11 protein-coding genes, 1 pseudogene and 1 riboswitch are annotated in these 14,970 nt (G+C 58.0%); of the genes and pseudogenes, 7 read left to right on the forward strand and 5 right to left on the reverse strand.

The features are described from left to right. The 7 genes and pseudogenes from C6P64_RS06305 to C6P64_RS06330 form a co-directional block, all read left to right on the forward strand. Positions 1-1,197, forward strand: a pseudogene (locus C6P64_RS06305) (heme utilization protein); the annotation flags it as partial. A gap of 121 nt (positions 1,198-1,318) precedes the next feature. Further along, entirely contained in the window at positions 1,319-3,100 is a 1,782-nt protein-coding gene (locus C6P64_RS06310; protein WP_245911645.1) for an O-linked N-acetylglucosamine transferase, SPINDLY family protein, read from the forward strand. A gap of 13 nt (positions 3,101-3,113) precedes the next feature. Continuing rightward, positions 3,114-4,052 carry a WxcM-like domain-containing protein gene (locus C6P64_RS06315; RefSeq protein ID WP_105747748.1) on the forward strand — a complete coding sequence of 313 codons (939 nt, stop codon included), beginning with the start codon at positions 3,114-3,116 and terminating at the stop codon, positions 4,050-4,052. Further along, positions 4,049-5,158 carry a DegT/DnrJ/EryC1/StrS family aminotransferase gene (locus C6P64_RS06320; RefSeq protein ID WP_105747749.1) on the forward strand — a complete coding sequence of 370 codons (1,110 nt, stop codon included), beginning with the start codon at positions 4,049-4,051 and terminating at the stop codon, positions 5,156-5,158. Before C6P64_RS06315 ends, C6P64_RS06320 begins: the two co-directional genes overlap by 4 nt. A gap of 14 nt (positions 5,159-5,172) precedes the next feature. After that, positions 5,173-6,129, forward strand: coding sequence for a glycosyltransferase family 2 protein (locus tag C6P64_RS06325; protein WP_146115870.1), 957 nt, complete (start codon positions 5,173-5,175; stop codon positions 6,127-6,129). Then, positions 6,129-6,563, forward strand: a complete 435-nt coding sequence (locus C6P64_RS17895; protein WP_146115871.1) for a hypothetical protein — start codon at positions 6,129-6,131, stop codon at positions 6,561-6,563. Before C6P64_RS06325 ends, C6P64_RS17895 begins: the two co-directional genes overlap by 1 nt. Positions 6,564-6,652: 89 nt before the next feature. Further along, complete coding sequence (locus tag C6P64_RS06330) at positions 6,653-7,537, forward strand: alpha-1,2-fucosyltransferase (RefSeq protein ID WP_105747751.1); 885 nt, start codon at positions 6,653-6,655, stop codon at positions 7,535-7,537. Between the two features lie 21 nt (positions 7,538-7,558). Here the strand turns inward: C6P64_RS06330 and gmd are convergent, their stop codons facing one another. The 5 genes from gmd to C6P64_RS06355 form a co-directional block, all read right to left on the reverse strand. Beyond that, the gene (gmd, locus tag C6P64_RS06335) at positions 7,559-8,695 is read right to left on the reverse strand and encodes a GDP-mannose 4,6-dehydratase (protein WP_105747752.1); all 1,137 of its coding nucleotides are present in this window, start codon (positions 8,693-8,695) and stop codon (positions 7,559-7,561) included. A 28-nt stretch (positions 8,696-8,723) separates the two neighbouring features. Further along, on the reverse strand, positions 8,724-9,710 hold the full coding sequence (gene fcl / locus C6P64_RS06340) for a GDP-L-fucose synthase (RefSeq protein ID WP_105747753.1): 987 nt from the start codon (positions 9,708-9,710) through the stop codon (positions 8,724-8,726). A 257-nt stretch (positions 9,711-9,967) separates the two neighbouring features. Continuing rightward, positions 9,968-10,747, reverse strand: coding sequence for an FkbM family methyltransferase (locus C6P64_RS06345; RefSeq protein ID WP_105747754.1), 780 nt, complete (start codon positions 10,745-10,747; stop codon positions 9,968-9,970). 527 nt (positions 10,748-11,274) lie between these two features. After that, on the reverse strand, positions 11,275-12,615 hold the full coding sequence (locus C6P64_RS06350; protein ID WP_245911646.1) for an HlyD family type I secretion periplasmic adaptor subunit: 1,341 nt from the start codon (positions 12,613-12,615) through the stop codon (positions 11,275-11,277). Next, on the reverse strand, positions 12,612-14,753 hold the full coding sequence (locus C6P64_RS06355; RefSeq protein WP_105747756.1) for a peptidase domain-containing ABC transporter: 2,142 nt from the start codon (positions 14,751-14,753) through the stop codon (positions 12,612-12,614). The genes C6P64_RS06350 and C6P64_RS06355 overlap by 4 nt, the downstream gene beginning before the upstream one ends. 102 nt (positions 14,754-14,855) lie before the next feature. Beyond that, a riboswitch (S-adenosyl-L-homocysteine riboswitch) is annotated at positions 14,856-14,957 on the forward strand. Positions 14,958-14,970: the final 13 nt, after the last annotated feature.

The following is a 14,970-nucleotide window of genomic DNA, read 5'->3' on the forward strand; positions in this document are numbered from 1 at the left end:
ACGGCGCAGGTCAAGGCATTGACGTCGGACCAGCTGGGCACGCTGAACTCGGACGAGATCGTGGCGCTGACGACGGCACAGGTGGCGGCACTGACGACGGACCAGATCGTGGGCCTGGCGACGGCGCAGATGGGTGGGCTGACTACAGCGCAGGTCAAGGCGCTGACGACGGCCCAGATCCAGGCTCTGGAGACGGCCGATTTGGCAGCACTGTCGACCACGGCAATGGCCGCATTGACGACCGCTCAGATCTCCAGCATCACCTCGGCCCAGGTGGCAGGCCTGACGACTGCTGAAATCAGCGCCTTGTCCATGACGCAGGTGGCCGCTTTCAGTGGTGCGGCGATCGGTGCCATGTCCACCGCACAGGTCAACGCGCTGGCGGCGGTTTCGCCGATCATCCTTGACCTCAACGGCGACGGCGTCACTACGCTGTCGGTCGCTCAAGGCGTGAGCTTCGACCTGGCCGCGACCGGCACGGCGCGGCAGACCGGCTGGGTGGCGGCGACCGATGGCTTGCTGGTGCGCGACCTGAACCAGGACGGCGTCATCAACGATGGTCGCGAGCTGTTCGGCTCGGCAACCCAGGTCGATGGCCAGGCGGCCGGTGACGGTTTCAACGCGCTGAGGGCATTGGACAGCAACGCGGACGGGCGTCTGACGGCAGCTGATGCGGCGTTCGCCGAACTGGCGATCTGGAAGGATGCTGACCAGGATGGCGTGACCGACGCTGGCGAACTGTCCAGCCTGAGCGACAACGGCGTCGTGGCCTTGAACCTGTCGGCACAGTCTTCGACGGCCGTGGACAACGGCAACCTGTTGGGTCTGGTGTCGTCGTACGAATCGGCCGATGGCGGCACGCACGACATGGTGGACGTCTGGTTCCGCCAAGGCGATCCGGATGCGCTGCGTCACTCGGTGACCGAGTTGACCCAGTCGCTGGGCAGCTATCTGGAAATGGATGCTGTCGAGTCGGGCGTCACGGCTTCGCTGTCACCGGTGGCCCTGGCTAACCAGGCCAGTCCGGCCCTGGCCATGGCGGTTCAGCTGGAGTCCTACTACAGCCTGCAGGCTGCCACGGGCATCAACCCGGTGGCTCAAGGGGCGACCGCTGTCAACAGCCTGCTGTCGGGTGGCGTGAACAACTCGTCCGCCACGACGCTGCTGGCTGCCAGCGATGGCGCCAAGGCCAAGTAAGTCGGCCCCGGGTTCGCTGTGAGGCGGACCCGGTTGAAACCATGCTCCAAGCCTGTCGTATCCTTACGACACGCTTGGAGTTTTTTCATGGGCTTTCCGTTTGATGTCTGAACATGGTCTTATGAGCACCGAAGTGAGCAAGCTGTCCTTGACTGACCTGATGGCCCAGGCCGGCGTGCTGTCGCAGCAAGGACAGGTAGCAGCCGCCATCGCCCTGTACCGGACCTGGCTGGCGGCCCGCCCCGCCGACCCGCTGCGCTATGTCGCGCTGTTCAACCTGGGCGTGTTGCATGGCCTGTTGCAGCAGCCGCAGGAGGCCGAGCCCCTGTATCGCGAGGCCCTGCGCCTGCAGCCCGCGCTGATGCAGGCCCGGTTGAACCTGGGACATGCGCTGGAGAACCAGGGCCAACTCGACGCTGCCGTGGCGCAATGGCAGCAGGTGCTCGCTGAGCTGGCCGTGCTGCCGCAGCCCGACGTGACGCTGCAATTGCATGCGCTCAACAACCTGGCCCGCGCCCTTGAGTCCGCCAAGCGCTACGACGAGGCCGAGGCCTACATGGCGCGCAGCCTGCAGGTTGAGCCCGAGCAGTCGGCGGTGCTGCAGCATTACGTGCATATCCGACAGAAGCAGTGCAAATGGCCTGTGTACCAGCCGATCGGCGAGGTGACGGTGAATCGCCAGTTGCTGTCCACCTCGGCGCTGGCGATGCTGGCGGCCTACGATGATCCTGCGCTGCAACTGCTGGCCGCGCGCCAGTTCCTGCACGAGAAGGTGCAGGCACCGGCGCCGCGCAAGCCGCGCCGCGTGCGCCAACCGGGCGAGCGCATCCGCATCGGCTACCTGTCGGGTGACCTCTGCATGCACGCGGTCGGCCTGCTGACGGTCGAGCTGTTCGAGCTGCACGATCGCGAGAAGTTTGAGGTGTTCGGCTTCTGCTGGTCCAAGGATGACGGCTCGCCGCTGCGCGAGCGCATCATCAAGGCCTTCGACCACCATGTCCGCATCGGCCACCTGAGCGACGAGCAGGCCGCCCAGGTGATCGAGGCTTGCGGCATCGACATCCTGGTCGACCTGCAGGGGCTGACCTCGGGCGCGCGCCCGAACATCCTGATGCAGCGCCCGGCCGGCGCAGTGCAGATCAGCTACTTGGGTCTGCCCGGCACCTCGGCATTGCCGACGGTCGATTACATCGTCGCCGACGATTTCGTGTTCCCGCCCGAGCTCGAGCCGTTCATGACCGAGAAGCCGCTGCGCCTGCCGCGCTGCTACCAGGTCAGCGACCGAAAACGCGACGTGGGCCCGCCGCTGACCCGCGCCGCCTGCGGCCTGCCGGAAGACAGGTTCGTCTTTGCGGCCTTCAACAACAACTACAAGATCACGCCCGAGGTGTTCGCGACCTGGATGCGCATCCTGACCCAGGTGCCGGACAGCGTGCTGTGGCTGATGGCCGACAACCGTTGGTCGGAGCAGAACCTGCGTGACCAGGCCCAGTCCCATGGCGTCGACCCGGCACGCCTGATCTTCGCCGGCCGCGCATTCCCGGCCGAATACATGGCGCGGCTGGCCTTGCCCGACCTGTTCCTCGACACCTTGCCGTACAACGCCGGCACCACGGCCAACGACATCCTGTGGATGGGCACCCCGATCCTGACCTGTTCGGGCCGGACCTACATCTCGCGCATGTGCGGCAGCCTGCTGACGGCGGTGGGGCTGCCGGATCTGATCACCTTCAGCCTGGAGGCGTACGAGAGGAAGGCGGTGCAGCTAGGAAAGAATCCGAAGCGGGTTGCAAGTTACAAGCGCTATCTGGCCGAGCAGCGCCTTGGCAGCGACTTGTTCGACATGCAGCAGTTGACGCTTGAACTGGAACATGCCTTGAGCGATACCTTGCAGCGTCCATGAAGAAGGAGCGGAATTGAGCGATTATTTCATCCACCCTCTGGCTGATGTCAGCTCGGAACTGATTGGCGACGGCAGCAGGATCTGGCAGTATGTCGTGCTGCTGTCGAGGGCGACGATAGGCCGTGAGTGCAATATCTGCGCGCACTGCCTGATCGAGGGCGATGTGGTCATCGGCGACCGCGTGACCGTCAAGAGCGGTGTGCAGCTCTGGGACGGGTTGCGCGTCGGCAACGATGTTTTCATCGGACCCAATGCATCGTTTGCCAACGACAGGTTTCCGCGCAGTCGTCGCAAGCCAGAGAAATTTCTCCAGACCATTCTTGAGGATGGCGCCTCGATCGGTGCCGGGGCTGTCATTCTGCCCGGCATTACCATCGGGGCCAATGCCATGGTGGCAGCGGGTGCCGTCGTGACCCGGTCCGTGCCGCCGAATGCTGTCGTGGTCGGCAACCCGGCCAGGATCGTGGGCTATGTGGACGCTGAACAAGAAGCCTCCGGCTATCTGTCGGCCGACAGGCGGGAAACGGGGCTTGTCGAAACCCGGGTGGCCGGCGTCGGTCTGTATCAGATGCCGCGTGTTGCTGACATTCGCGGCAGTTTGACGGTCGGCGAGTTCGAGCGGACCATCCCTTTCGCGGTCAAACGGTATTTCATGGTTTTCGATGTTCCAAGCGCGGAAACCCGAGGCGAGCATGCGCACCGAGAATGCCACCAGTTCCTGATCTGTGTGCGCGGGAGTTGTTCTGTCGTTGCTGACGATGGCCACAATCGGCAGGAATTCCTGCTCGACAAGCCCGATGTCGGCATTCACTTGCCGCCCATGATCTGGGGCATCCAGTACAAGTACTCGGCGGATGCGGTGCTGCTGGTATTCGCCTCGCATTACTATGATGGTGCGGATTACATCCGTGATTATTCCGAGTTCAGGCGACTCGTGGGAGGTGGGGCATGATCCCATTTCTGGATCTGAAGGCTTCCTACACCGAACTGAAGTCTGAGATCGATGGTGCGGTCGCCCGGGTGCTGGATTCGGGTTGGTATATCGGTGGTGTTGAAGTCGATGGCTTCGAGTCTGATTACGCCGATTACTGCGGCGCAGCGCATTGTGTCGGTGTCGCCAATGGACTCGATGCCCTTTATCTGGCCCTGCGTGCCATGGAGGTCGGGCCGGGCGACGAAGTCATCGTTCCGAGCAATACCTACATCGCCACCTGGCTGGCTGTCAGCCACTGCGGTGCCACTCCCGTTCCTGTCGAGCCGGACGGTCGAACTTGCAACATCGATCCGGCCTTGATCGAGGCCGCCATTACCCCGCGCACCAAGGTCATTCTTCCCGTGCATTTGTACGGGCAGCCGGCCGACATGGACCCCATCCTGGCGCTGGCCAGAAAGCACGGACTGCTTGTGCTCGAAGATGGCGCCCAGGCTCATGGCGCGCGCTACAAGGGTCGCCGGCTGGGAGCGCATGGCGATGCCGTCGCGTGGAGCTTCTACCCCGGCAAGAACCTGGGGGCGATGGGAGACGGTGGCGCCGTGACGACCCATGACGAGCGGATCGCCGATCGCATCCGGGTGTTGCGCAACTACGGCTCGCGGGTGAAGTATGTCAACGAGGTCCAGGGCTACAACAGCCGTCTCGATCCGATCCAGGCCGCCATCTTGCGTGTCAAGCTCGCGCACCTGGATGACTGGAACGCCCGACGTGGCGCCATCGCGCGCTTGTACCAGGATGGCTTGGCTGCGACAGGCCTGACCTTGCCGCATGTGCCCGAATGGGCCGATCCGGTGTGGCATCTGTATGTGGTCCGGCACCGTGAACGCGACGCCTTGCAGCATCTTCTGACCCAGGCAGGCGTGGCGACGATGATCCACTATCCCATTCCGCCGCATCTGCAGTCGGCCTATGCCTCCCTTGGATTCGGCCGGGGCAGTTTCCCGGTTTCCGAAGCCCTGCACGATCAGGTTCTCAGCCTTCCGATCGGCCCCTCCCAGACTGCCGAGGCCACTGGGATCGTGATCGATGCCATCCGCAAGGCTGAAGATGCGCTGCGCGCTTGATGGATGAATCCCCGATGAGAATCTGTACCTTGATACCGGCATACAAGAGCAAGTATGTCGAGCCATTGCTGCTGGGACTGCAGTCGCAGACCGTGAAGCCCTACCGGATCATCTTCTCGGACGACAGCCCCGGAGGCATTTTTTCCGAGCGGCTGCTGTCGGACGAGCTGGAGCCGTTGCGCGCCGGTCTGGCCATCGAGGTCATGCCGGGCCCTCGCAATGGCGCATTCGAGAACTTCAAGCATCTGGTCAATGCCTGGAGCCGGGATTCGGAACTGTTTCACATCTTGCTCGACGACGATGTGGTCTTTCCCGAGTTCTACGAGCGCCATCTCGTGGCGCACCTGTCTGGCGACTTCTCCTGTTCGATTAGCCGGCGCTGGGAGAGCAATGAAGCGGGACAGCCGCTGCGTGGCCAGCCGGTACCGGCTGCCGTAGCCAATTCCATGAACCGTTTTCTGTCGCTGAATGCCGACGTGGCTTTCATGAGCACGGTGGCGGAGTGCAAGAACTGGTTCGGGGAGTTTTCCAATGTGGTGTTTCGTGGCGACTGCAGCGAAGTTGTCCTGAATCCGTCCATCGCGGGCGTTTCCTATGCCGGACTGTGGGATCTCGGAGCCTTCCTAGCGGCAAGCTTGCTCAGGCCGATCTGCCATATCCAGGACCATCTGGGGTATTTCAGGAAGGGGCCGGATCAGAATTCGGCGCAAACCTACAGCCCGATCATGAAGGCTGCCATGCTCGCTTACGTGGCACTTGCCGTCAGCGGTCGGCGCATCGGCAAGATCAGCGGCGAGCAGGCCACCCATTGCTTCGGAACGATCGCCAATGTCCTGAATTATTGGTATGCCACGCAAGATGATATGGTCGAATTTCGTAACAACCTGCCTAGGCTTGCACTCGACGCGCAAGGTGCCGAAGATGAGTTCCTGGCCTGCTGGCAGCAGTTTCTGGCCAAGAATGGCTACTGATGCAGGTGTCCGGTCTCATGCTTCAGAAAAGATTCGAGCTGTGTCGAAAAGCCGTTTCATCCTCCGAGCCTGGCCTGCTGGAGGGCCTGGTTCGAGGGCTGCTGATACATTACTTTTTCCATATATCGGACAAGGGACGGCTAGAAATATTTGATGCCGAACCCGACGCTCCCAGAACGATCAACGTGCTGACGCCGACGGTGTTCAGGGGCGCGGGCCGGATCCGGCTTGCTCCCCGGACGGTTTTTGGCGTGCCGCGCTCGCCTGGCAACCACTCGTGCAGCTATGTCGAAGCCAGGACAGCTGATTCGATGATGGAAATTGATGATAAAACTTTTGTCAACAACTCATCTGGTATTTTTTCTTTAAATTGGGAGCAAGTTTTTGGCTGGTGCCGGAAGTCTGTGAGCTTTCTGGCGATGGCTTCTGATTAGTGGTGATCGGCATGAATGTGTCATTTTGGAGTATTTTTTGTGCCATTCTTCTTTTGTGAAGCTACCGATTTATAGGTGTTTCATGAGGTTTGTTTGCGTTTGGTTATGAATTTGGATTTTTGAAAATGGTAAATAAAAAATATATTTCTATGACAGGGTTAAATGCGACCGAGAATTTGGGTTCTCAGATGTGGCATTTTTCGTCTCTTTATGCCATATCGCGCAGGACCGGACATCAGATATTCTTTTTTAAAGAGCTTTCTGATGTTGGTAAGGGGCTGCAGTTGCATAAAAATTTTTCAAATTTGCCGTTTAGCATCGTTTCAATAAATGATATTCCCGATGCTGAGAAGGTGCATGTTGTTTACCCAATACCATTCAATTTGGCTGTTGATTCAAATGTCTTTAGTTTGAGTGATCAGTTGAATTACAACTTTACAGGATTGTTTATTTCTTATAAATACTGGTACCCTATTAGGCAGGAGATTCGTCGGATGTATCAATTTGATCCTGCCACCTTGGCGAATGCCTATTCTTTAGTTTTTTCTGCGCGAAGACCTGGTCGTCAGATGGTGGCCGTTCATGTTCGGAGAGGGGATTATATAAATGGAATTCATGTTAATTTGACTATTGATTACTATAAGGCGGCATTTTCATTTTTTAATGATGATGAGGTGGATTATTTGATTTTTTCTGATGATATGAATTGGTGTCGGCGTGAATTTTCAGGAAAAAATAATGTTTTGTTTTTTGAGGGTGGTTCGCCAATTGTTGATATGTGCTCTATGTCGCTATGTGATCATAATATAATCGCCAATTCATCATTTAGTTTTTGGGGGGCTTTTCTTAATAAAAATCATGATAAAAGAGTGATTTGCCCTGCAAAAAATCTAAAAAACGATAACGCCATTCCTTTCGTTAATTATGCGTGGTATCCTGATGAATTTATTGGGTTGGATGCTGGGAATTTTTGATTTTTGTATTTGATGGGTTATTTATGTTTCTGTACTAGGTTGGGTTTTGTAGCCGTGGTTTTTTAGCAGCATATGCCTTCTTGCTTCATATAAATCTGATGCTATCATTTCTTTGCACATTTCCTTGGCCGTGATCTCTGGTGCCCAGCCAAGCTTTTCTTTGGCTTTGCGCGGATCGCCTAGCAGTGTTTCTACTTCGGTTGGCCGGAAGTAGCGCTGATCAATCTTGATGATGATCTGACCAGGTTTCAGTGCCGGAGCTTTGTCGCCTGTGATGCAGTCAATGATTGCAACTTCGTCCACGCCCTGACCTTCAAAGCGCAGTTGAATGCCGAGTTCTGCTGCCGACCACTCGATGAACTGACGCACGCTGTACTGAACGCCAGTAGCGATCACGAAATCCTCGGGCTTCTCCTGCTGCAGCATCATCCACTGCATGCGCACATAGTCTTTGGCGTGGCCCCAGTCGCGCAGCGCGTCCATATTGCCCATGTATAGGCATTCCTCCAAGCCTTGCGCGATGTTGGCTAGGCCGCGCGTGATCTTGCGCGTTACGAAAGTTTCGCCGCGGCGTGGGCTTTCATGATTGAACAGGATGCCATTACAGGCATAGATGCCATAGGCCTCGCGGTAGTTGACTGTAATCCAATAGGCATAGAGTTTGGCCACTGCATACGGGCTGCGCGGATAGAAAGGCGTGGTTTCCTTCTGTGGAATTTCCTGCACTAAGCCGTAGAGTTCGCTGGTGGAGGCTTGGTAGAAGCGGGTCTTCTTCTCCAAGCCTAGGATACGGATGGCTTCCAGAATGCGCAGCGTGCCGATAGCATCGACATTGGCCGTGTATTCCGGACTCTCGAAGCTCACCGCCACATGGCTCATGGCACCGAGGTTATAGATTTCGTCAGGTTGGGTTTCCTGGATAATGCGAACGAGGTTGCTGGTGTCTGACAAGTCGCCGTAGTGCAGTTTGAAACGGCTGTTTTCGATGTGCGGGTCCTGGTAAATGTGGTCGATGCGCTGGGTGTTGAATTGGCTGCCCCGGCGCTTGATACCATGCACGGTGTAGCCCTTTTCCAGAAGAAATTCCGCCAAGTAGGAGCCGTCCTGGCCTGTAATGCCAGTGATGAGCGCGACTTTGTTATTGATGGTCTGTGTCATGGTGTGGGCTACTACTGGTGAGTCGCATTTATTTGTAACGGATGTTGGTGCTGGCTAGAAAATCGGCATAAGTCAGTAACAAGCCTTTTTGCAGGCTAACCTTGGCATGCCAGCCTAGGTTGTGCAGGCGACTGCTGTCCATGAGTTTGCGGGGCGTACCGTCTGGCTTGCTGGTATCAAAGCTGATCTGACCCGTGTAACCTACGACTTGTGCGATCGTCTGTGCAACTTCGGCGATCGTGACATCGGACCCATAGCCGACATTGATGTGGCTCAACATTGGTTGCGTATGCTGCTCGTAGAGCGGCTTAGGCAAGGTCATGACATGGACGCATGCAGCAGCCATGTCGTCTACATAGAGGAACTCGCGTTTAGGCGTTCCTGTTCCCCAGATCGTGACGCTGGGAGCACTGCTGAGCTTGGCTTCATGGAAGCGGCGTATCAGCGCTGGGATCACATGAGAGTTCTCAGGATGGTAGTTGTCGTTCGGGCCATAGAGGTTGGTCGGCATGACACTGCGGTAGTCCACGCCATGGCTCGCGCCGTACTGACGGTTGTATGACTCGCACAACTTAATGCCAGCTATCTTAGCGATGGCGTAGGGTTCGTTGGTCGACTCCAGAGTTCCGGTAAGCAGGTCATCTTCGCGCATTGGTTGTGCTGCCAGTTTCGGATAAATGCAACTGGAGCCTAGAAATAACAGCTTTTTGACACCGCTGTGGAAGGCCGCATCTATTACATTGGCCTGGATCATCAGGTTGTTGTAGATGAAATTAGCTGGATAGGTATTGTTGGCCTGAATGCCACCGACCTTGGCTGCTGCGAGATAGACTTGATCGGGTTTTTCAGATTCGAAAAAAGTGCGCACGGCTGCTTGGTCGGTTAGGTCCAAATCAGCATGGTTGCGTGTGATCACTTTGTCGGTAGGATGTCCTGCCGTTTGCAACTGCCGCATGATGGCGGAGCCGACCATTCCAGAGTGACCTGCGATATAAATACTAGGGACGGACGGCATGGCTACTATTGGACTTTGATGTGCGAAATTTAGGCGATGCATTTATTTTCTGTCGATTTCCGACGTATTTTTGTGCGCATCTTGATGGTTATTCTGTTGGGTTGGGTTGGGTTGGGTTGGGAAAGCGGTGGTGTCTAAAATGGTTTTTAGCTCTGATGGGACTTGAGGAGTTTGGTTTGGTTTGATAATTGATTTGGTGTTTGGCTGATGTCAATTTTGGCCATATTTAAAATAATGACATTATTCTGTTTTAATGATTAATTGGCATTATTTTGTTTTATGTACCAATCATCAAACTGGGATATATTTTGATGTACCCTGATGTACCCGTTTTGGGTTAGTAGTTGAAATATTTTCTCTCTCATGGGGGTGTAGTTGTGTTCGCATGTAATTACTTTAAATGAGTATTGGGAAAAATCGAAATTACTGAGTATTTCGTATTCGCTTCCTTCTGTGTCTATGGAGAGGTAGTCTATTTCTCTGGGGGCATTGTATTTTTTAAGGAGATCAGTTAGGGAGATTGATTGTACATCGTATGTTTTTCCGTGATTTCGTGCCTCGCTATGTCCATCGCTGGAGCTATATTTGTTGATGGTTGAGAGTTCGGCGAAATTTACTTCGTTGAAGGATAGTGTTGAGGTTGAGTCTTTCCAGACGCAGTTATGCTCAATGTGGCAGTTTCTATTGTTTCTTAAATCTTCGTGCCAGCATTTCGCAGGCTCGGCTAGGATTCCATCCCATTCATAATCCTTTTCTAGTAGGTATGTGTTGCTTAAGTCAATTCCGTTGGTTGCGCCAAACTCAACAAAAAATCCTTTGCGTTTGTTGTTGAGTTGAAATAAGACGAATAGGTCTTGCCTTAGTTGGGATTTTGATTTTGAGAGAGTTTTTAGGTTTAGTTCGAAGAGGAATTTTGCATCACTTATATTTAGTCCTTGATCTTTGAAAACCAAGTCCTCAAGATTTTTTTGCAATTCTGGGTGTGATGTAGTTATGTGGTTAAATAGTTCCAAAATTGTGATTTTGTAATCTTTCATTGCGTGAAATTTCCTTTGGTTTGTGGATTAATTTTTGCACTTATGGTTTTTTTTGTGTGGCGGAAAAAATCTCAAAATATCATTGAAAATCTACCCATTTTCTTTGTGATTTTGCTGATTTTTTCATCACTGTAGACGGTCTGCACGATGGCTTGTAGATCAGCGGGCAGCACATCGACGAAGCGCGCGCTGTCCGACAAGTGTGCAACCGCCGTTCCAGCTTTTAGTTTTGTGCATCTCGAAGATTTTCAGAACTTTCTGTATCGTTTTGATGTGTTTACCTTTCTCGACCTAGACGGCGGTATAGATGTCGCGCTCGCGGTCTGTCTTATCCGGCTGCGGCACGGTGAAGATTGGCAGTGCTTGGGTCATTTTCGGTCAAGGCCATGCTGTTGCTGGCTCTGAATAGTTGATATTGGTCAGTTGTTCTGCAATGAAGTAGACGAATCCCTTGAAGATGCAGTCAGTTAATAGAATCATTGCTAGAGATCTGAGCTTGCCACAGCCTGCTGTCTCACTCGCTTGCCTCACGGCTCCCTCGCCGCCTCGCTCAGTCCCCGCATGATCGGGTACATCACGTAGGACATGACGGTGCGCTGGCCGACCACGATCTCGGCGCTCAGCGTCATGCCGGGAATCAGCGGCGCGTTGCGCGGCAGGTTGCGCAGTTCGTTCTGCTCCAGCCTGGTGCGTCCCAGGTAGTAGGGGGCGCCGGACTTGCCGGCTTGCTGGGTGAAGGCGTCGCGGCCGAGCTTGTCCAGCCTGCCCTTGATCAGGCCGTGCTTCTGGAACGGGAAGGCGTCGATCTTGAGTCGTACCGGGTCGTCGAGCTTGACGTAGCCGACATCCTGGGCCTCGATCTGGATCTCGGCTTCCAGCGTCTCGCCCAGCGGTACCAGTGTGACCAGCGGTTCGGCCTCGCGGATGATGGAGCCGGTCGAGCGTGCGGCGACCTCGAGCACCACGGCGTCGCTCGGCGCGACCAGCTCGATCAGGCGGCTGCGGCGCTCGGCCTTCTTGAGCTGTTCGGCTACCGCATCGCGCTCGCGCCGCACGGCGACCAGTTCCTCGGTGGTCTTCTGGCGCCATTCGCGGCTGAAGCTGGCCTTCTCGGCCTCGGCCTCGGCCAGCTGGCGCTTGAGCTCGGCGCTGCGGTTGCGCGCGTTGATCAGGTCGCGCTCGACCTCCTGGCGCCGCTCGCGGCTCTCGAGCAGCTTCATGTTGGACTGGAACTGCTGCTGCGTGAGCTTCTCGTTCATGCGCTCGATCTCGAGCAGCGACTTGACCCGTCCCTCCAGGCTCTGGATGTCGTGCTCGTTCGTCGCCATGGCGGCCTTGTTGCGCTCTATGCTTTCGTTGAGGCGCAGCAGCCTGGCCTGGTAGCTGGCGCGGCGTTCGTTCTGCAGCTGCGCCTGCAGCTGCTCGTCGCGGTTCAGGCCCTGCGGTGCGGCGGCCTTGCCGGCCAGTTCCTGCTCGACGCGTTGCACCTCGGCGTCCAGGCTTTTCAGCCGGTCCTGCGCCTGGGTCAGGTCGGCCGTGATGAAGGTCGGGTCGAGCACGGCCAGCACCTGGCCTTTCTGGACGACCTGGCCCGGCTGGACCTTGAGCGCGCTGATCTGCGCGGTCTCGAGCGGCTGCAGCACGATGTTGGGCTGTGCCGTGACCAGCTTGCCGCGCGCGGTGACGATCTGGTCGACCTCGAACCAGCTGGCCCAGGCGAGGATGGCCAGGACCAGCCCGACCAGCAGGTAGAGGGTGGCCGACAGGCCACCCGGCAGCGGCTTGCGTTCGAGCGCGTCCGCATCCGGCAGGAATTCGGTGCGCCAGAGGCCGGTCTTGCCGCGCGTTCTGGTGGGCGCGGCTGTCACAGATGGCTGGTTTGCTGGTTCCATAGGTCGGTATAGGGCTCGCAGCGGCCCAGCAGGGCGCCATGGGGGCCGGCGTCGGCCAGTCGGCCGCGCTCGAAGACGAAGATCTGGTCGGCATGGACCAGGGTGGACAGGCGGTGGCTGACGATGATGACCGTGCGGCCGGCCGCGATGCGACCGAGGTTGCGGATGAAGATGGCTTCGCTCTCGGGGTCGAGCGCGCTCGAGGCCTCGTCGAGGATCAGGATGCGCGGCGCCGGCAGCAGCGCGCGCGCGATTGCCAGCCGCTGGCGCTGGCCGCCCGACAGGTTGCCGGCGTTCTCTTCGAGCAGGGTGTCGTAGCCCTGCGGCAGGCGCTCGATGAACTCGTCGGCGCCGGCGGCCTGGGCCGCGGCCACGATCTGCTCGAAGCTGGCGTCGGGACGCGCCATCGCGATGTTCTCGCGCACGCTGCCGCGGAACATGAAGTTGTCCTGCAGCACCACGCCGATGCTGCGGCGCAGGTGTGCCAGGTCGATCTCGCGGATGTCGACGCCGTCGAAGCGCACCACGCCTTCCTGCACCGGATAGAGGCCCTGGATCAGTCGCGTGAAGGTGGTCTTGCCCGAGCCGCTGCGTCCGACCACGCCGACCACGGTGCCGGGCGCGATGTCGAGGTGGATGCGGTCGAGCGCGGTTGCTGTCGAGCCGGGGTAGCGGAAGGTGACGCCGTCGAGCGCGATCTGGCCCTTGAAGGCCGGGCGCAGGCCGCCCGAGGACCTGCGCTCGGGCGGGTGGTTCATGACCTCGCCGAGCATCTTGACCGACAGCGCGGTCTCCTGGTACTGGTGCACCAGGCCGACGATCTGCACCAGCGGGCCGACGACGCGGTTCGACATCATCTGGAACGCGATCAGCGCGCCGACGGTCAGCTCCAGGCTGAAGACATCGAGCGCGCCGATGGCGATCACGCTGACCATCATGAGCTTTTCCAGCAGCTGGGTGACGGTGGCGGCGGCGATCGACATGCGGCCGACGCCGAAATGCATCTGGATGCTGGTGGCCGAGTACTGGTCCCAGAGCTTGCGCTGCTTGGGCTCGATCGCCAGCGACTTGACGGTGCGCATGCCGTGGATGGTCTCGACCAGCATCGACTGGCGCGTGCCCTCGGCGTTGTAGAGCGCCTGCAGCCTTGTGTTGAAGGGCTTGATCAGCAGCACCACGATCAGCGCCATCAGGGCCGAGAAACCGAACACCACGGCCGCGAGCTTGCCGCTGTACGACACCAGCAGCGGGATGAACAGGATCAGGCCGATGGCGTCGAGCGCGGTGAAGAACAGCTGCCCGGTCAGGAAGCCGCGGATCGCCTGCACCTGCTGCATGTGGCGCACGATGACGCCGGCGGTGTGGCGCTCGAAATACTCGATCGGCAGCGACAGCAGCTTGCCGAAGGTGCGTCGCGCGAGCCGGATGTCGATCACGTTGGTCGCGTGCAGCAGCAGCGTCTGGCGCATGAAGCTGAAGCCGGCCTCGAACAGCAGCAGGCCGACGATGGCCACCGTCAGCACGGTCAGGGTCGAGTAGCTCTCGTGCACCAGCACCTTGTCGATGATCAGCTGCGAGAAGATCGGCATGCCCATGCCGAGCAGCTGCAGCATGATGGCGGTGATCGCGATGTCGCGGAAGGCCTTGCGCTGGCGCAGGATCTCGGGGATGAACCAGCGCAGTCCGAACGGCTGGTTCTCGTCGAGCAGCTTGTGCTGACGCTTGAGCAGCACCAGCGTGCCGGACCAGCTGGCCAGGAAGTCGGCCTGTTTGACCAGGCCGATCTGGCCGCTGCCGGCCAGCGGGTCGAGCACGGCCAGCCGGGTGCCTTGCTCGCCTGGCTGCACGCCGGCGACGATGACCGAGCTGCCGTCATGCCGGCGCGCCAGCAGCGGGAAGATGTCCTTGAGCTCGACCAACTCGGCCCAGCTGGAGTCGACCCGCTGCGCCTTGAAGCCCAGGTCGGTGGCCATGCGCAGCAGCAGCCGGTCGTCGGGTTCGCTGGCGTCGAGTGCGTATTCATGCACCAGCCGCTCGGGCAAGGCCTGGATGCCATGGTGCTGGGCGATCGCGGTCAGGCATTGGAGGGTGGAGTGGCGGTACTCAGGGGTCATGCCGAAATCTGGACTCGGGTTCTGTGTCGATTGCCGGTGGCGGGCGAGTGAGCAGCCGAAAAGGATTTCGGCAGGCTGGAGTGGGCTCGAATAAAATTGCACGTTCCCAAGAAGCGCTGCAGCGTCCGATTATCTGTGTTCCCGCCAAGGAGCAATCGCGACGTCAGGCTTGGGTCTTCCTGTCTTTAACGGCGCTTACCGGATTTTCATTAGCTTT

It is taken from the genome of Malikia granosa, assembly GCF_002980595.1.
GTDB classification, from domain to species: domain Bacteria; phylum Pseudomonadota; class Gammaproteobacteria; order Burkholderiales; family Burkholderiaceae_C; genus Malikia; species Malikia granosa.